Annotated in this window: 16 protein-coding genes, 1 pseudogene and 1 riboswitch; of the genes and pseudogenes, 7 read left to right on the plus strand and 10 right to left on the minus strand. The window is 61.4% G+C overall.

Going from position 1 to position 16694, the window contains the following annotated elements; translation table 11 throughout:
- Positions 1 to 173: 173 nt before the first annotated feature.
- Entirely contained in the window at positions 174 to 2315 is a 2142-nt protein-coding gene (locus AAEQ75_RS08260; RefSeq protein WP_343351572.1) for a TonB-dependent receptor family protein, read from the plus strand.
- Positions 2316 to 2365: 50 nt separating this feature from the next.
- Here the strand turns inward: AAEQ75_RS08260 and AAEQ75_RS08265 are convergent, their stop codons facing one another.
- The 4 genes from AAEQ75_RS08265 to AAEQ75_RS08280 are packed head-to-tail and all read right to left on the minus strand — an operon-like array spanning position 2366 to position 4316.
- Positions 2366 to 3211, minus strand: coding sequence for a hypothetical protein (locus tag AAEQ75_RS08265; protein ID WP_343351574.1), 846 nt, complete (start codon positions 3209 to 3211; stop codon positions 2366 to 2368).
- Positions 3212 to 3258: 47 nt separating this feature from the next.
- Positions 3259 to 3588, minus strand: a complete 330-nt coding sequence (locus tag AAEQ75_RS08270) for a hypothetical protein (RefSeq protein WP_343351576.1) — start codon at positions 3586 to 3588, stop codon at positions 3259 to 3261.
- A complete protein-coding gene (locus AAEQ75_RS08275; protein ID WP_343351578.1) occupies positions 3578 to 4024 on the minus strand; it encodes a hypothetical protein in 447 nt (148 codons plus the stop codon). The genes AAEQ75_RS08270 and AAEQ75_RS08275 overlap by 11 nt, the downstream gene beginning before the upstream one ends.
- A gap of 31 nt (positions 4025 to 4055) precedes the next feature.
- Positions 4056 to 4316: a hypothetical protein gene (locus AAEQ75_RS08280; protein WP_343351580.1), complete on the minus strand. Its 261-nt coding sequence runs from the start codon at positions 4314 to 4316 to the stop codon at positions 4056 to 4058.
- A 217-nt stretch (positions 4317 to 4533) separates the two neighbouring features.
- On the opposite strand from AAEQ75_RS08280, the pseudogene AAEQ75_RS08285 reads away from it, so the two are divergent.
- Positions 4534 to 4719 (plus strand): annotated as a pseudogene (locus AAEQ75_RS08285) (hypothetical protein); the annotation flags it as partial.
- A 372-nt stretch (positions 4720 to 5091) separates the two neighbouring features.
- Here AAEQ75_RS08285 and cobF read toward each other — a convergent pair.
- From cobF to cobW, 5 genes are all read right to left on the minus strand, one after another.
- Complete coding sequence (cobF, locus tag AAEQ75_RS08290; RefSeq protein ID WP_343351582.1) at positions 5092 to 5841, minus strand: precorrin-6A synthase (deacetylating); 750 nt, start codon at positions 5839 to 5841, stop codon at positions 5092 to 5094.
- Positions 5838 to 6548 (minus strand): vWA domain-containing protein, encoded by a 711-nt coding sequence (locus AAEQ75_RS08295; RefSeq protein WP_343351585.1) that lies wholly within the window; start codon positions 6546 to 6548, stop codon positions 5838 to 5840. Before AAEQ75_RS08295 ends, cobF begins: the two co-directional genes overlap by 4 nt.
- Positions 6530 to 7534: an ATP-binding protein gene (locus tag AAEQ75_RS08300; protein WP_343351587.1), complete on the minus strand. Its 1005-nt coding sequence runs from the start codon at positions 7532 to 7534 to the stop codon at positions 6530 to 6532. The genes AAEQ75_RS08295 and AAEQ75_RS08300 overlap by 19 nt, the downstream gene beginning before the upstream one ends.
- A gap of 271 nt (positions 7535 to 7805) precedes the next feature.
- The gene (gene cobN, locus AAEQ75_RS08305) at positions 7806 to 11552 is read right to left on the minus strand and encodes a cobaltochelatase subunit CobN (protein WP_343351589.1); all 3747 of its coding nucleotides are present in this window, start codon (positions 11550 to 11552) and stop codon (positions 7806 to 7808) included.
- Between the two features lie 91 nt (positions 11553 to 11643).
- Positions 11644 to 12693 (minus strand): cobalamin biosynthesis protein CobW, encoded by a 1050-nt coding sequence (cobW, locus tag AAEQ75_RS08310; RefSeq protein ID WP_280078416.1) that lies wholly within the window; start codon positions 12691 to 12693, stop codon positions 11644 to 11646.
- Positions 12694 to 12788: 95 nt separating this feature from the next.
- Positions 12789 to 12983, minus strand: a riboswitch (cobalamin riboswitch).
- Between the two features lie 86 nt (positions 12984 to 13069).
- Here cobW and AAEQ75_RS08315 point away from each other — a divergent pair.
- Genes AAEQ75_RS08315 through cobM form a run of 3 tightly spaced genes read left to right on the plus strand, consistent with a single transcriptional unit; the run spans position 13070 to position 14846 of the window.
- Positions 13070 to 13495 carry a cobalamin biosynthesis protein gene (locus AAEQ75_RS08315; RefSeq protein ID WP_092379009.1) on the plus strand — a complete coding sequence of 142 codons (426 nt, stop codon included), beginning with the start codon at positions 13070 to 13072 and terminating at the stop codon, positions 13493 to 13495.
- A 15-nt stretch (positions 13496 to 13510) separates the two neighbouring features.
- Positions 13511 to 14056: a hypothetical protein gene (locus AAEQ75_RS08320; RefSeq protein WP_092379012.1), complete on the plus strand. Its 546-nt coding sequence runs from the start codon at positions 13511 to 13513 to the stop codon at positions 14054 to 14056.
- Between the two features lie 34 nt (positions 14057 to 14090).
- The gene (gene cobM, locus AAEQ75_RS08325; protein WP_090335903.1) at positions 14091 to 14846 is read left to right on the plus strand and encodes a precorrin-4 C(11)-methyltransferase; all 756 of its coding nucleotides are present in this window, start codon (positions 14091 to 14093) and stop codon (positions 14844 to 14846) included.
- Positions 14847 to 15079: 233 nt separating this feature from the next.
- On the opposite strand, the gene AAEQ75_RS08330 is transcribed toward cobM, so the two are convergent.
- Positions 15080 to 15310 carry a hypothetical protein gene (locus AAEQ75_RS08330; RefSeq protein WP_343351597.1) on the minus strand — a complete coding sequence of 77 codons (231 nt, stop codon included), beginning with the start codon at positions 15308 to 15310 and terminating at the stop codon, positions 15080 to 15082.
- A 174-nt stretch (positions 15311 to 15484) separates the two neighbouring features.
- On the opposite strand from AAEQ75_RS08330, the gene AAEQ75_RS08335 reads away from it, so the two are divergent.
- The gene (locus AAEQ75_RS08335; protein WP_090335904.1) at positions 15485 to 15697 is read left to right on the plus strand and encodes a ParD-like family protein; all 213 of its coding nucleotides are present in this window, start codon (positions 15485 to 15487) and stop codon (positions 15695 to 15697) included.
- Entirely contained in the window at positions 15694 to 16473 is a 780-nt protein-coding gene (map, locus tag AAEQ75_RS08340; RefSeq protein WP_090335906.1) for a type I methionyl aminopeptidase, read from the plus strand. Before AAEQ75_RS08335 ends, map begins: the two co-directional genes overlap by 4 nt.
- Positions 16474 to 16694 lie beyond the last annotated feature (221 nt).

Here is a 16694-nt window from a genome sequence, read left to right on the forward strand (position 1 = left end):
ATCCACAGGGGCGGTCACCAGTCGCGCGGCCGCCCTGCTTCTCCCTGAGCGGCCCGCTGCACAGCACGGGCAAAACCGGCATGATGTGCCCCCGCGCCAGCAGCGCGCTGGCGTGACGAATCCTCGTCGGCCTCCATCAGACACACTCGCCGCCCGCTCAACGGAGCCCTTGCATGCTGCCCCTGCCGTTTTCCCGCCAACCTGCCCGCCTCACCCTGCTCGCCCTCGCTTGCCTGAGCGGCCACAGCGCCTTCGCCGAAGAGCCCATGCAGCTCGACTCGCTGCAGGTCAGCGGCGTGCAGATGAGTGAAGTGGAGGCCGCGCGCGAGGAGCTCAAACGCGTCCCCGGCGCCACCAATGTGGTGGACATGGACAAGGTCGTGCAGGGCCGCGTGGCCGGCGTCGCCGACGTACTGGCCTACCAGCCCGGGGTCTATGCGCAGTCGCCCGGCAACGAGGGCGTGAAGATCAGCGTGCGCGGCTCGGGTATCAACCGCGGCCCCGGTTCGCACGCTTCCGGCACGCACATTCTGCTCGACGGGCTGCCGCTGACCGGCTCCGGCGGCACGCCCTACGAACTGCTGGAGCCGCTGTGGATAAGTCGCGCCGAAGTGCTGCGCAGCGCCAATGGCTTCGACCGGGGTGCGCTGGCCCTGGGCGGCGCCATCGACTACATCAGCCACACCGGCTACACCGCACCCAAACTGCAACTGCGCTATGAAGCAGGCAGCCGTGGCTACCAGAAGCGCAGCATCGCCTCCGGTCAGGTGCTGGGCGATTTCGACTACTACCTGGCGCTGACCGACAGCCACACCGACGGCTATCAGGATCAGGCCTCCGGCAAGGGCAAAGGCATCGCCGCCAACTTAGGCTATCGGCTCAACGAGAATCTGGAAACGCGCTTCTACCTGCGCTACCGCGAGACCGAGCACGAAACGCCCGGCCGCCTGACCAAGGCGCAACTCAAGGACGACCCGCGCCAGGCCGCTGCGGCCAACCGCAGCATCGACGCCCACCGCGATCAACCCGGCAGCACTTGGCTGGCCAACAAGACCACCTGGCAGATCGACGACGACGCCACCCTGGTCGCCGGCCTGGCCTACCACCACTACCCCATGGATATCACCGAGACCGCCTATCGCGGGGGCGCCTATCGCATCCGCGTGGACTACAGCGATATCAGTGGCACCCTGAACTACACCCGCCGGCACAGCTTGTTCGGCCTGAACAGCGTGACCACCCTCGGACTGCGCAGCACCACCAACCTGCCGAGCAGCAAATCCAAGGAAACCGCAGCGTTGCCAATCGACGTCAACGGCACCACCTATCCAGCGGGCACCCTGATGCGCGACTACGAACACCTGGGTTCGGACAACGTACTGCACCTCAGCAACGACACGGAGCTGGCGCCTAACCTGTGGCTCACCAGCGGCCTGGCACTGATCTACACCCGCCGCGAAGCCGAAGTGACCTGGCCGGCTACCGAAGACAGGCTCAACGAACACAGCTGGGACTACGCGCCGCGCCTCGGTCTGCGCTATCAGCTCAACCCCGACGTACAGCTGTTCGGCAATATCAGCCGCTCGGTAGAACCGCCGCATGCCTGGTCGATGCTCTGGAGTTCGCCGCTGCGCTTCCCCACCAGCAACCAGCCCTGGAGCAACCGTCAGAGCGCCGCCATAAGCCTGGATAACCAGACCGCCACCACCTTCGAGGTTGGCGGGTGGGGCGACTCCATGCTGGGCCAGTGGGAGCTGACCTACTACTACTCACAGGTGCGTCATGAACTGCTCACCGTCGAGATAGAGCCCAACGTCTTCGCCGAATCCAACGCCAGCCCCACCGTACACCAGGGCATCGAAGCCGGCCTGACCAGCCCGCTGTGGCAAGGCGGCGCGGCCGGCGCCCTGAGCCTGCGCCAGGCCTACACCTTCAGCGACTTCCACTACCGCGACGACGACGCCTTCGGCGACAACCGCCTGCCCGGCCTGCCGCGCCACTACTACCAGGCCGAACTGCGCTACGACTTCGCCAACGGCTTCTACACCGGCCTCAACACCCAGTACGCCTCCAAGGTCGCGGTGGACTACGCCAACAGCTACTACGCCGACGCCTACGCCACCTTCGGCGCCACCCTCGGCTACAACGCCCCCAAAGGCGACTGGCAAACCTGGCTCGACCTGCGCAACCTCACCAACAAACGCTACGCCGCCACCGTCACCCCCGGCTACAACGACAACGGCACCGACGCCGCCCGCTCGACGCCGGGCGAAGGCTTTGGCGTGTACACCGGGGTTTCGTGGAGCTGGTTGTAAGGATTAATCGTGGATAATATTTAGATCTACATAGTTCCTGCTGGAGCCTATTAACGGTTCTGGCAGCATGCCCTACATGGTAAGAAACCTAACGCTTCAAGCAACTCATCTGAAAGCAAATCTTCACTCATTTCAAGTTCTAAACGGTGAACGTTAAAAACAAGAATTTTAATTACCTTCTTAAGCCTTAACAGCTCCAAAAAAACATCCTTTTTTTCTAAATCTTGATCATTGGCGCGAGCGTAGATTTTATTTGCCGGAGCATAAAGATAATTACTGACACCATTAGAAACAGCAAAGCGTCGCAAAACATCAGCCTTACTGTGAATTTCAGCAATCAACTCAGACTCGGTTTTACCAACAACATTCAAAGGGGGTTCCTGTGAACCATATGAAATCTCTTTCGGATTTATCGAAACACGGAACTTGCTCCCGACATGGGCCCAAAAAATATCTACCGGCTTATCTCTATAGTTAGGCCACTCTTTCTCACAAAAAGCCTGAAACTCACTGACCTTATATGAGCCAAGCTGTGTAATCTCCGGCGGCGTCTCAAAATTCTCAAAACTCGCTCGCAAAAAATTGCATTCACTATCCTTGTGATAGCGCGGCGTGTTAACCTTCATCACATATTGAGGAACAAAAAACCTCTCTCTTTTATTAAGCTCATTTCGAATCTTTTCGATATCTATCTTTACATCACCCACCCCCCATCGCTTAATTATTTCGAGCGTCGTCCTTTGCTTATACATGAGCAATATCTCATTATTATTAAAAGTGTCACGCAAAGAAAATCGACTAAGACTCGCAATAGCTAAGCTAATATCTTTTCTTTCATCAGCACGAGCCAATCTGTCTAAAGACTTAAAGTAGTTGTACTGAGACACATAATGCATAAGCATTACCCTGCAAATAAAAATTAAATTAATTCTTTAATTAAATCCTACTTACCCCCTGCATCGTAGTCATATGTAATTGCTCCATAGTCAAAAAGAATACTAAGAGCCGAACCGTGCTGTACGCCCTCCTTTATTTCGTCAAGAATTAACGACTCGTTATCAGCACTTACTATCAGGGCCTCAGCAATGTTTTGAGATATACTATCCGTCAACAAAGTAAGTGCAGGCCGTTGAAAAGCAGTAGTCAACGCCTGAATCATTGCGCTATTTCTTTTTGAAATTCGCAAACTCAAGGTTTCGAAGTCATGCTTGTCACCTTCCATACTTGCAGCAGACAGCAATGCATATAACTTAGATTTTTTTTTACCGTTCATTTTCCGCCCTCTTAATACGCCCATCAATAATCATATATTGCTCACTAAATCCATCACTAGGACGATCAGGCAACTCAACAGAGTAATAATAATCGAGTTCATGATTATCTCTCCTAAACAAACAGTCCGACCAACTCCCCTCAGCCCGAAGACTTATACCCAATATATTATCCGCGTAAGCAGCTACCCGCGCTGCACAGTCCTTATCGTCTGAAGCTAGTTCTTTCAGCATTCTAGCGAGCACCGCCCCAACTATTTCATTGAGAATTTGTGAGCGGGGAATTTCAGAACTGATCGATACCGACCTAAGAATTCTTAAATCAGACTTCCTTATTTTCAAATTTAGTTTTGGAAATGAATCATCATTAGCTGACCCGAAAGTTTCAACCATAGATTTTCCATCTGAAAATTTCTCACGAACAATCTGGTATGTCATTTACATCCCCCTGATTTATCATTTAATACTATTAAGATTTCTTGTAAATATGAAATGCTGTAATTAAATCTCCACCAGCATGAACAATACAAGCAACACCTCTTGCTCGAATCTTTTCTAATAAGCGAATTTCGTTCTTAAGTTTCATGATTTCCTGATCAATCTCCTTCTTCCCAAGCAGCATCCTGTCGCCTTTCTCGTTGGGCTCTCCGAGATCAAGGATCAAATCCACCATGGCCGGACTGATACTGCGCTGCTGGACTCGAGCTTGAAAGTGCTGGGTAACGTTCATCTCCACCTCCTTGATTTGACCGTGAGACACAGATTATTAATCCGAATCGGATTAGTCAATATATTTATTCGGATTACTTTAATGCTGCCATGCCGAGCTCCGACGACCTAGTCGCTAGCTCGTCTAGTTACCCGCGATAAGGATTGATCTTGCCCAGATCAAGCACCACCCGTTCCAGACCTACACCTTCAGCGACTTCCACTAGCGCGATGACGACGCCACCCTCGTCTACAACGCCCCCAAAGGCGACTGGCAAACCTGGCTCGACCTGCGCAACCTCACCAACAAACGCTACGCCGCCACCGTGACGCCGGGTTACAACGACAACGGCACCGACGCCGCCCGCTCGACACCGGGCGAAGGTTTTGGCGTGTACACCGGGGTTTCGTGGAGCTGGTTGTAAGCACTGCTTGCTGGTGGACGTAGAGCGTCGAAGGCTGCATTCCCACGCGGAGCGTGGGAACGATCGGCGATCTGCCGATCAACGCAAAGCCATCCGCCAGCACCACTCACTCAGCTCTTCTGACACAGAACGATCAGCCAACACCCAATCGCCCCTTCCAGAAGGCTGAGTGCAATTGTTGTTTGCGGGGTTGAGCGGCATGGATGCCGCGACGACTACATGGATGTAGGAGGTAGAGCGACGCAGGATGCCAAAGCCGAAAGCGCCGATGGGCCAAGGATGGCCCTTCGGCGCGTGCCCCGGAAACAGCAATGGAACGAGGGAACCCGGAGCGCAGCGCAGGTCCAAACGGCAACAGGCCCTAGTAATCAATCACTTCCTCAACAAATAACTATCCATAATCCACCCATTCCTCTCCCGCGCCTCGGCCCGAGTGGCAACGATCTTTTCCGCCAGCTCATCCAACGGCCCCGCCATCAGAATCTCATCCGCCGTACCGACATAAGCCCCCCAGTAAATGGTCAGCCCCTGCCCGGTAAACCGCCGGTAGGTGTCCTTGGCATCGAGCATCACCGCCACACTGTCCACCCCCTGCGGCCAGCCTTCGGCGAGCAAGCGGCCGGTGGTGATTTCCACGGCGCGGCCGATGCTGTTGAGCGGAATGCGGTGCCGTGCCGTGAGCGCCTGCAGGCTGGTGATGCCGGGGATCACGTCATAGGAGAAGTCGCTACGGCGCGCGGCGATGGCCTCGATGATGCGGATGCTGCTGTCATACAGCGACGGGTCGCCCCAGACCATAAAGGCCGCCGTCTCGCCATCGGCCATCTGCTCGTCGATCAGTTGCTCGAACACCGCCTGTTTATCGCGGTTGAGCTCGTCGACGCTGGCGCGGTAGTCGGCGGCATCACGCTCGCGCTCCGGCTGCAGGCCTTCGGCGAAACGCGGCGTGTGGCCATCGAGAAAGCGTACGCAGATCTCGCGGCGCAGGGCGTTGAGCTTGTGCTTGGCCGCGCCCTTGTCCATCAGGAAGATCACGTCGCTACGGCGCAGCGCCTTGATTGCCTGGTAGGTGATGTAGTCCGGGTCGCCGGCGCCGATGCCGACCAGCAGCAGGGTTTTCATGGGGTTCTCCAGGTGCGCCCCGGCACGCCGGGCGCCAGGTCGTCGATATGGTGATAGTCGGCCTGCAGCGCCTGCGCCAGCTGGCGGGCGCGGCCAAGGCGGATGGGCGCGCGCTCGGTGTCGAGTAGCAGGGTTGGGCATGGCAGCGGCGCCAGATTGGGCAGGTCACGCAGGCGACCATCGGTGAGGATCAGCAGGCGCTGGCGTTCGCTCGGTTTCGCTCGTTGCCGACGCGACAGCCAGTCACCCGCCTGATTGAGCGCAGCGAGCAACGGCGTGCCGCCTCCCGCGCCCAGTTCCTGCAGCCAGCGATGCAGCTCGGCGCTGGCCTTGCGCCCCTGCCATAACCACTGCGCCTCACGGCCCCCTGCTTGCAGTACGGCCAGGCGCGCGCGCTGGCGATAGGCGCTGTCGAACAGCTCGGCGAGCACGCCCTTGGCCATGCTCAGGGCGCCGTGTCGGCGGGTCGAGGCGGAAGCATCCACTAGTACCAGCCACAGCTCGTCGGCCTGCTGGCTGCGCGGGCGCAGCACCAACTGTTCGCGGCGTTGCGGCCGGCCCTGGCGCAGGGTCGCCGCCCAGTCGATACGACCGGCCACGCCGCTACGCGCAGCACCCCGCAGGCCGCCGCCGAGTCGTCCGGGCCGGTTACGGGCATCCGCGCCAGTGGCTGTGCGCGGGCGGATGCTCAGAGCTTTTTTGGCCAACGCGGCGGCACACGCCGCTCGCCCATGGCCTGTGACTGAGCCGGCAGCTCGCCCCACTGACCTTCACCCTGGCTCTGTTCTCGCGCCAACTGCGGCGCCTGGCGCTGCTCGTCGGGCGGCGTGGCAGCCGGCGGTTGTGGCTGGCGACGGCGATGGCGCAGGACAAAGTCCTCCACCGCATCGATATCCACAGGCTCGATACCCGTCGCGCCACGCCAGGCGGCATGGGCACGGGCGGCGCGCAGCCAGACCAGATCGGCGCGCAGACCGTCGACGCCGGCAGTGAAGCAGCGCTGGCTGATCTCGCCCAGCGCCCCGTCATCCAGCGGAATATCCGCCAGGCGCTGGCGGGCATTCTGGCAACGCATCGCCAGGGCATCCTGCTCGTCCTGCCAGCGTTGCAGGAAGGCGGCGGGGTCGGCATCGAAGGCCAGACGGCGACGCACGATCTCGGCGCGCTCGGCCGGCTGCGGCTGGCCATCTAGGGCCAGATTGAGGCCGAAGCGGTCGAGCAGTTGCGGGCGCAGTTCGCCTTCCTCGACGTTCATGGTGCCGATCAGCACGAAGCGCGCGGCATGCCGATGGGAGATGCCGTCACGCTCGACATGGTTGACCCCGCTGGCGGCGGCATCGAGTAGCAGGTCGACCAGATGATCCGGCAGCAGATTGACCTCATCGACATACAGCACGCCGCCATCGGCACGGGCCAGCAGGCCAGGGGAAAACTGCGCCCGGCCCTCGCCCAGCGCGGCGTCCAGATCCAGGGTGCCGACGATGCGCTCCTCGCTCGCGCCCAGCGGCAGGGTGACGAAGCGCCCGCCATCGAGCAAGTCGGTCAAGCCACGCGCCAGGGTCGATTTGGCCATGCCGCGTGGGCCTTCGATCAGTACACCGCCGATGGCTGGATCGATGGCCGCCAGGCACAGCGCCAGCTTCAGCGAATCGGCGCCGACCACGGCGGCGAGGGGGAAGTGATGTTCGGTCATGGCAGTGATCCGAGGAGTGATGCGTGTGGGAGGCGCTTCGGCGACGAAAAGCTCGCGGCTGAAGCCCCTCCCACGATGAGCGCATCACACCCGTAGGGTGGGTTAGCGGCGCATAGCGCTGATAGTGCAGCCGCGCAGGGAATTAGCGCGCCGCGTAACCCACCAGGCGATATATCGTGTGGCGCCAATGGTGGGTTACGCCGCCATTGCGTCGGTGGATAACTCCAACTCGGTGCCGGGCGGCTAACCCACCCTAAGGGAACGAGTCGCTTCATGATTCCTCGCTATCGAGCAGCAGGTTCTCCAGCGCTTCGCGGTACTCGCCGGGATTCTCCCACAGGCCGCGCTGCTGGGCTTCTAGCAGGCGTTCGAGAATATCGTTGAGAGCGCCGGGGTTGTGCTCCTGGATAAAGTCGCGGGTGTTTTTGTCGAGCAGGTAGGCATCGGTGAGCAGCGCGTACTGGTGGTCGTCGACCAGCTCGCTGGTGGCATCGAAGGCGAACAGGTAGTCGATGGTCGCGGCCAGCTCGAAGGCGCCCTTGTAGCCGTGGCGCTTCATGCCCTCGATCCACTTGGGGTTGGCAGCGCGGGCACGCACCACGCGGTTCAGCTCTTCCTTGAGGCTACGGATGCGCGGCGTGTCCGGCTGGCTGTTGTCGCCAAAGTAGCTGGCCACCTTGAGACCGCGCAGGGTTTCCACCGCCGCTAGCATGCCACCCTGGAACTGGTAGTAGTCGTTGGAATCGAGGATGTCGTGCTCACGGTTGTCCTGGTTGTGCAGCACCACCTGCATCTGCTCCAGGCGCTCGACGAAACGCTGCCGCGCAGGCAGCCCCTCGGCGCCGCTGCCGTAGGCGTAGCCGCCCCAGTTCAGGTACACCTCGGCCAGATCCGCGCGGCTCTGCCACAGGCGTTCCTCGATGGCGTTCTGCACCCCGGCGCCGTAGGCGCCCGGTTTGGCGCCGAACACCCGCCAGCCGGCCTGGCGGCGCGCTTCGGCTTCATCCAGGCCGTCATCCTTGAGGATGAGCGACTCACGCCAGACCCGCGCCGACAGCGGATTCATGTCTTCCGGCTCGTCCAGTTCGATAACCGCCTGCACGGCCTCGTCGAACAGACGAATCAGGTTGCTGAAGGCGTCGCGGAAGAAGCCCGACACGCGCAGGGTGACGTCTACCCGTGGCCGGCCGAGCTGTTCCAGAGCCAAGACCTCGAAGCGCTCGACACGCTGGCTGCCGGGCTGCCACACCGGGCGCACGCCCATCAGCGCCAGCGCTTGAGCAATATCGTCGCCACCGGTGCGCATGGTCGCCGTGCCCCACACCGACAGGCCGAGCTGGCGCAGGTGGTCGCCTTCGTCCTGCAGGTGGCGCTCCAGCAGGCGGTCGGCGGCCTGCACACCGAGGCGCCAGGCGGTCGGCGTGGGCAGGTGGCGCACGTCGACGGTGAAGAAGTTACGCCCGGTGGGCAGCACGTCGATGCGTCCACGGCTCGGCGCGCCGCTTGGCCCGGCGGGTACGAAGCGCCCTTCCAGTGCCGCCAGCAGGCCACCCATCTCGGCATCGCCGCAGGCATCGAGCAAGGGCGCGACGTAATCGGCCAGGCCATCGAGAATCAGCGCCACCTCGGCGCCGAAGGCGTCAGTGCGCTCACCCGTCAGACGCTGCTCGATCAGTCTCAGCGCCAGCAGCTCCAGGCGCTCACGGGTGTCCCCTACGGTGCGCCACAAACTGTTATCCACAGCCTGTAGTGCTTGTGGACGCAGCCCTTCCCAGGTCTGGCCCATGTCGCAATCCAACGGATCGAGGCCCAGCTCCAGACCACGGGCCAGCGCGCGCAGCAGGCTGGCATTGGCGCCCAGGCCATCGCCCCGGGGGATGCGCAGCAGTGCCAGCAGGGTGTCGCGGCGCAACTGGCCAGCCGGCGACTCACCAAACACGTGCAGGCCATCGCGAATCTGCGATTCCTTGAGGTCGCACAGGTAGGCGTCGAGCTGCGGCAGCCAGCTTTCCGGATCATCGTTGAGTTGCAGGCCCAGCTCGCGGTCGAGACTGGCCTCGCGCACCTTGGCCAGGATCTCGCCGCGCAGCTCCACGGCGCGGCGCTGGTCGAGCTGGCTGGCCTCGAAATATTCGTCGGCCAGGCGCTCCAGATCACGCAGCGGGCCGTAGCTTTCGGCGCGGGTCAGCGGCGGCATCAGGTGGTCGATGATCACCGCCTGGGTGCGGCGTTTGGCCTGAGCGCCCTCACCGGGGTCGTTGACGATAAAGGGGTAGATGTTGGGCAGTGGGCCGATCAGCGCCTGCGGCCAGCAGCCCTCGGACAGGCCGACGCTCTTGCCCGGCAACCATTCCAGGTTGCCGTGCTTGCCGACGTGGATCAGCGCATCGGCGGCGAAGGCCGTGCGCAGCCAGGCGTAGAAGGCGATATAGCCATGCGGCGGCACCAGATCGGGGTCGTGATAGACCGCCGCCGCGTCCAGTTGATAACCGCGCGCCGGCTGGATGCCGACGAAGGTCAGGCCGAAACGCAGGCCGGCGACCATCATCCGCCCGCTGCGGAACATCGGATCGTCCTGCGGCTCGCCCCAACGCTCGCGCACCGCCTGCTGGTTGGCCGCCGGCATGCTGTGGAAAAACCTCAGGTAGTCATCCAGCGCCAGGCTCTGCGCGCATGGCCGCGCGTCGAGGCTGTCGAGGTCGTTGGTAACGCCGCCGAGCAGGCTGTGGATAAGCGCGGTGCCGCTGTCCGGCAGCCCGTCCACCGGGTAGCCCTGCGCCTGCAGGGAACGAAGAATATTCAGCGCGGCGGCCGGCGTATCCAGGCCCACACCGTTGCCGATACGGCCATCACGGGTCGGGTAGTTGGCCAGGATCAGCGCGATTCGCTTCTGATCATTGCTTTTGTCCGCGAGATTGCACCAGTTACTTGCCAGTTCGGCAACGAAGGCCATCCCCGCTTCGTGCGCCTGGTAGCACACCACGTCGCTCTGGCTACGCTCGCTGCGCCAGGCCAGGCCCTTGAAGCTGATGGCGGGCCCGATCAGCCTTCCGTCCAGCTCGGGCAGTACCACATGCATGGCCAGATCACGCGAGCCCAGGCCCTGGGCGCTGGCCTGCCATTGCGCCTGGTTGTCCAGCGAGCAGATGGCCTGCAGCACCGGAATGTCGCGGCGGAACACCCGCGCCTGCGGCGCCTCGGGGTTGGACAAGGCGAAGCCGGTGGTGTTGATGATCAGCGCGGCGCTCGTCTCGTCCAACCAGGCCTGCACCTGATCCAGGCAGGCCGGCTCCTTGAGGCTGGCCACCGCAATCGGCAGCGGGTTGAGGCCCTGGCGGACAAGGTGCTCACAGAAGGTATCGACGAAGGCGGTATTCGCCGACTGCACATGGTTGCGGTAGAACAGCAGCGCCACCACCGGTGCGCCTTGCTGCCACTGAATCTGCCAGTCGGCAAGCCGGGCCGGGCTGGCGCTGGGGTGATACAGGCCCACGCGCGGCAGCGGCTGCGGCTCTTGCCAGGTGTCGATGCGCCCCAGCCAGCGACTGCCGATGCAGCGGAACAGCTGGCGCGCGTTATCCAGCCCGCCCTGGCGCAGGTACTGCCAAAGGCGCTGGCTGTCTTCTTCGCTAACGTTGCCAAGGGCACTCAGCTCCGGGTCAGGCTTGTCGTCGCCGGGCACCATGATCACCGTGGCGCCGCGCGCGCCCAGCTCCACCAGGCGTTCGACACCGTAGCGCCAGTAACTCACCCCGCCATGCACCGAGATCAGGATGACCTTGGCGTGCTGCAGCACCTGCTCGACGTAGAAGTCCACCGAGGCGTTGTTGCTCAGTTGCGCCGGGCTGGCCAGGCGCAGGCTGGGGTAGTCCTCCGGCAGTTGCCGGGCGGCTTCAGCCAGCAGGGCGAGGTGCGAATCACCCGTGCACAGGATCACCAGCTCGGCAGGCGTCTGGCCAAGGTCGGCAATGCTGTCGGCCGGCAGTTGGGTGCCAGGCTGGGTACGCAGGAGATGCATGTTCGCTCCGAGGAAGGCGCGAATCGTGGGAGGGGCTTTAGCCGCGACTATCCGCGAATTGGATCGCGGCTAAAGCCCCTCCCACAATCACTCAGGCCAGCGCTGCTTGCAGCTCGGCTTCTATAGCCGCGCGGTCGAGCTGCTGGCCGATCACTACCAGGCGGCTCACTCGCGGCTCGTCGGCTTGCCAGGCGCGGTCGAAGTGGCGATCGAAACGCTGACCGACACCTTGCACCAGCAGACGCATCGGCTTGCCAGGGATGGCAGCGAAACCTTTCACCCGCAGGATGCCGTACTTGGCCACCGCATCCTTCAGTGCGGCCAGCAGACGCGCCTCCTCGGCTTCCGGTAGTTCCACGTGGAACGAGTCGAATTCCTCGTGATCGTGGTCTTCGTCTTCATCATCGTGATGGGTGCGGCGGCTGTCGATATGCAGCTCGGTTTCGCTGTTCAGGCCCAGCAGCACATCCAGCGGCAGCTCGCCGCCGTGCGCCTCGATCACCTTGACTGCCGGCGGCAGCTCCTCGGCCACCTCGGCGCGCACCGCGGCCAGCGCCTCGGCGTCGAGCAAATCGGCCTTGTTGAGGATCACCAGGTCGGCGCTGGCCAACTGGTCGGCGAACAGCTCGTGCAGCGGCGATTCATGATCGAGGTTGGGGTCGAGCTTGCGCTGCTCGTCCACCTGATCCGGGAAGGCGGCGAAGGTGCCGGCGAGCACCGCCGGGCTGTCGACCACGGTAATCACCGCATCGACGGTGCAGGCGTTGCGGATTTCCGGCCAGTTGAAGGCCTGCACCAGCGGCTTGGGCAGCGCCAGGCCGCTGGTCTCGATAAGGATATGGTCAAGGTCGCCACGGCGCGCCACCAGCTCACGCATCACCGGGAAGAACTCTTCCTGCACCGTGCAGCACAGGCAGCCGTTGGCCAGTTCGAAGACGCGGCCGTTGGCCTCCTCCTCGCTGCAACCGATGGAGCACTGCTTGAGAATCTCGCCGTCGATCCCCAGCTCACCGAACTCGTTGACGATCACCGCGATACGGCGGCCGCCGGCGTTAGCCAGCAGATGGCGCAGCAGGGTGGTTTTACCAGCACCGAGAAAACCGGTGACGATGGTGACAGGCAGTTTGGCGAGGGTTTTCATGAATGGCCCCGTGGCGTCGGTAAGTTCGGCGGACGGGTACGCGCAGGCGGGCACGCAGGTGCGTGCTGGCCCCGTCGGATCACCCCGTCCGAGCAAATGGCTGGTCAGTCGAGGCAGGTCTCCTGGCTCACGGTCTGCGCATTGCGCGCCCTTCACCTTCCCGCCTGACGGCAGTGGTGTACGAAGGGTTTAAGACCGTTCACAGTTGCGGGGGCAGCCAGGGCATCGACCCTGTTCCCTCTTAGCTCCCCGGCGCCGTACCGGGAAGAACCTCGAAAGCGAGAAGGCTACGCAGGCCGCGGCGGCCGGTCAATCGCGGTTGACCGGTGGGATGCGCCATGTTGAGCTACGCCGCTGCACAGCACGAGCGCCCTTGATGATGCCTAGCCCCTTGAATCCCAGCCCTGACGCCTCGCCCATGGTGGTGGCTGGGCTTGGTTGCAGGCGCGACTGCCCCCAGCAAGACCTGCTCGCCCTGCTCATCCACAGCCTGGCCCAGCATGAGTTGACTGTGGATAACCTCGTTGGACTGGCCAGCATCGCCCACAAACGCGACGAGCCGGGGCTGCATCAACTGGCAATCCACTTGAATCTGGAGCTGACGTTCTTCCCCCCCGAAGCACTCACCCTCTACCAGCCGGAAAATGCCGACAGTGCCCTCATCCGATCCGTAACAGGCAGCCCCGCTGTGGCTGAACCCTGCGCCCTGGCTCTGGCCACGCAACTGGGCAAGGCAGCTCGCCTGCTGGGCGAGAAAACCCGCACAGCCAACGCCACCTGTGCGTTGGCAGGACTTCAATAGTTTGAGCATACAGCCTTGGATTACTTCGAAAGCGTTATTAAGACTTTGCTTGAAGGTGAAGGGTATTGGGTTCGACAGTCGTTCAAGGTCAACCTGACCAAGGAAGAAAAAAGGCAGGTGGGTAAACATTCCATTCCACGCCCGGAAATCGACCTTCTCGCTTACAAGCCCAGCGAAAATAGACTTCTCGCCTTTGAAGCAAAATCCTTCCTCGACTCTCCCGGTGTCCGACTGTCATGTCTTAGCGAAATCCATGACATTCCCGAAGGCAAATACAAGCTGTTTACTTGCGAAAATTACAGGTCGATCGTTTTCCAACGACTCAGACAGGATCTTATCGATTGTGGAATGGGTGACAGTACTACCGAAATAGTTCTGGGACTCGCTGCCGGTAAGGTCTATCAATCCAGGAATGCTGAAATCAAGGAGTTGTTCTCGCGAAACGGCTGGCTGTTCTGGTCACCGGAAGATATCCGCAACAAAGTGATCGCCCTCGCCAAGCGCGGCTATGAAAACGAGCCCGCCATCATCACGGCCAAAATTCTGATGCGCCAACCATGAACAGCGCAAACTCCCCCCTGACAAGGCACACCTCATGACCGTCTACTTTATCGGCGCCGGCCCCGGCGATCCCGAGCTGATTACCGTCAAGGGCCAGCGCCTGATTCGTTCGTGCCCGGTGATCCTCTATGCCGGCTCGCTGGTGCCCGCAGCAGTCCTGCACGGCCACAACGCGGAGCAGGTAATCAACACGGCCGAGCTGCACCTGAGTGAGATCATTACGCTGCTGAGCCAGGCCCATGAGCGCGGCGAGGATGTGGCCCGCGTGCACTCCGGCGACCCTTCGCTGTACGGCGCTATCGGCGAGCAGATTCGCGAGCTGCGTGCTCTGGGCATCCCTTTCGAGATCATCCCCGGCGTCACGGCCACCGCCGCCTGCGCGGCCTTGCTGGAAAGCGAGCTGACCCTGCCGGGCATCGCCCAGACCGTAATTCTCACCCGCTACGGCACCACTTCGCCGATGCCCGAGGGCGAGCAACTGCAGGATCTGGCGCGGCACCGCGCAACCATGGCCATCCACCTCGGCGTGCGCCAGCTGCCGGCCATAGTCGGCGAACTGCTGCCGCACTACGGCGCCGACTGCCCCATCGCGGTTATCCACAGGGCCAGTTGGCCGAATCAGGACTGGGTGCTCGGCACCCTCGCCGATATCGAGACCAAGGTCGCAGCCAAGGGCTTTCGCCGCACGGCACTGATTCTGGTCGGGCGAGTGCTCGATCCGGGTGTCTTTGCCGAGTCAGCGTTATATGACTCGGCGCATCGCCATCTTTATCGCCCTGGCAACGACTGAGCCATCCGTCATCTGGCGAGAAACTGCGCAAAGCGCTGAAAGCCCCGTGATAGCTGACGCCTGATAACTTATCAACAAGATAGGCCGAAGTTTATCCAGAGCTATTGTGAATAACGATGCGACAAGGATCAGTTTTTGAACAACAGGCTGATTAGCCCGGTTTATCTGGGCTTCAGCCTGGTATCACAAGGATATCCACAAGATGATCCACGGCAACTGTTAGCAACTCACCCTCAGAGCTGCACCTCGACCCGCTTGATACCCAGAGCCCGCAGCTCCGGCATCAACTCATCCAGGCTGGCAAAGGTCTCGACCTGCTCGGCCTCATCAACCAGAAAGAAGCTACGCCCTGCGCCTTTCTTGAAAAATACGATCCACTCAGCGGGATTGGCCGGATTGACCATGACCTGGGTATCGAACACAACCCCCTCGCTCGTTCTGCGTTTCACATCCGCGCGCTTCATCCTCTCTCCTGTTCCAGCGTGACTCAGATGATCCCACTGCCTGCATACGGCAGCGGATACGGCTCATAGTGTAAAGGATGAGGTGAGCACGCCTTGCTCACTGATGATCGGTGAGTGAAATCAGTCCCATAGTTATATATGCTTCATATACGAATCATATATAAGGAGGTATCCATGGGCATCGTCAACATCGATGACGAGCTGCATGACCAAATCCGCCGGGCGAGCAGCGTCTCGGGCCGTTCGATCAATGCACAGGCGGGTTTCTGGATTCGCATCGGCATGCTCTGCGAGATGAACCCGACGCTGAGCTTCAATGAGCTGATGTCCGCCGAGATGCGTGCAGCCGGCGTGGTGGTTCCGCCAAGAATGGCGGATGCCTCATGAGCAAGACACCGCAACAGATCGCCCTGATGGCGGAATCCGGCAGGTTGCTGGCGTCCGTGTTCGGCTACCTGGATCGCCTGGATCTGCTCGGCATGTCGACCCTGCAGGTCAACGACCTTGTGGATAACTACATCGTGGGTGAACTCAAGGCGCGCCCGGCGAGCAAGGGCCAGTATGGTTTCGCCTACGCCATGAACACGTCACGCAACGAGGTGGTGTGCCATGGAGTCCCCAGCGCCGACGATATCCTGCGCGATGGCGATCTGGTGAATTTCGATATCACCCTGGAGAAGAACGGCTATATCGCCGATTCGAGCAAGACCTACCTGATCGGCAAGGTGTCGGACCAGGCTCGTCAGCTGGCCGAAGTCACCTATGAGGCGATGTGCAAGGGCATCGAAGCCGTCAGACCCGGCGCCCGCCTCGGCGATATCGGTCATGCCATCGAACGCCATGCCCGCGCCCATCGCTACTCGGTGGTCAGGGAGTATTGCGGCCACGGCATCGGCCGGGAAATGCACGAGCCACCCGAAGTACTGCACTGGGGCAAAGCCGGCACCGGCCTGACCCTGCGCGAAGGCATGACCTTCACCATCGAACCCATGCTCAACCGGGGAACGGCGGACGTGCGTACGCTGCGCGACGGCTGGACGGTGGTGACCCGCGACGGCCAGCTCTCGGCGCAATTCGAACATACCGTGGCGGTCACCCGAGACGGCGTTCGCGTCCTTACGCTGCGCCCCGAAGAGCTGCACCTGAGCAGGATTTCGGCGTGATGGAAACGCAAAAGCCCGTCCAGATGGACGGTGGATACCCAGAATATAGTTTGACATAGAGGGCCGCAAAATCCGCTAGCTTCAGCGCTAGGGCCTGCCACAACAACCGAAACATAGTTTGACACAGCCTAACGCGCCCGCCCAAAAAGCCCCACCGCAGCCAAGAATAAAGTTTGACACAGCCAGCCCCCGCCTCACACGTGCCCTACACACATGCCGCG

It is taken from the genome of Pseudomonas sediminis (assembly GCF_039555755.1).
GTDB classification, from domain to species: domain Bacteria; phylum Pseudomonadota; class Gammaproteobacteria; order Pseudomonadales; family Pseudomonadaceae; genus Aquipseudomonas; species Aquipseudomonas mendocina_D.

What these genes read in the sequence shown, in the direction of transcription:
- AAEQ75_RS08335 (WP_090335904.1), top strand. Translation starts at nt 15,485, where the DNA reads ATGGGCATCGTCAACATCGATGACGAGCTGCATGACCAAATCCGCCGG.
- AAEQ75_RS08270 (WP_343351576.1), bottom strand. Translation starts at nt 3,588, where the DNA reads ATGAACGGTAAAAAAAAATCTAAGTTATATGCATTGCTGTCTGCTGCA.
- map (WP_090335906.1), top strand. Translation starts at nt 15,694, where the DNA reads ATGAGCAAGACACCGCAACAGATCGCCCTGATGGCGGAATCCGGCAGG.
- cobW (WP_280078416.1), bottom strand. Translation starts at nt 12,693, where the DNA reads ATGAAAACCCTCGCCAAACTGCCTGTCACCATCGTCACCGGTTTTCTC.
- AAEQ75_RS08275 (WP_343351578.1), bottom strand. Translation starts at nt 4,024, where the DNA reads ATGACATACCAGATTGTTCGTGAGAAATTTTCAGATGGAAAATCTATG.
- cobF (WP_343351582.1), bottom strand. Translation starts at nt 5,841, where the DNA reads ATGAAAACCCTGCTGCTGGTCGGCATCGGCGCCGGCGACCCGGACTAC.
- AAEQ75_RS08265 (WP_343351574.1), bottom strand. Translation starts at nt 3,211, where the DNA reads ATGCATTATGTGTCTCAGTACAACTACTTTAAGTCTTTAGACAGATTG.
- AAEQ75_RS08260 (WP_343351572.1), top strand. Translation starts at nt 174, where the DNA reads ATGCTGCCCCTGCCGTTTTCCCGCCAACCTGCCCGCCTCACCCTGCTC.
- AAEQ75_RS08280 (WP_343351580.1), bottom strand. Translation starts at nt 4,316, where the DNA reads ATGAACGTTACCCAGCACTTTCAAGCTCGAGTCCAGCAGCGCAGTATC.
- cobN (WP_343351589.1), bottom strand. Translation starts at nt 11,552, where the DNA reads ATGCATCTCCTGCGTACCCAGCCTGGCACCCAACTGCCGGCCGACAGC.
- AAEQ75_RS08330 (WP_343351597.1), bottom strand. Translation starts at nt 15,310, where the DNA reads ATGAAGCGCGCGGATGTGAAACGCAGAACGAGCGAGGGGGTTGTGTTC.
- AAEQ75_RS08300 (WP_343351587.1), bottom strand. Translation starts at nt 7,534, where the DNA reads ATGACCGAACATCACTTCCCCCTCGCCGCCGTGGTCGGCGCCGATTCG.
- cobM (WP_090335903.1), top strand. Translation starts at nt 14,091, where the DNA reads ATGACCGTCTACTTTATCGGCGCCGGCCCCGGCGATCCCGAGCTGATT.
- AAEQ75_RS08315 (WP_092379009.1), top strand. Translation starts at nt 13,070, where the DNA reads ATGATGCCTAGCCCCTTGAATCCCAGCCCTGACGCCTCGCCCATGGTG.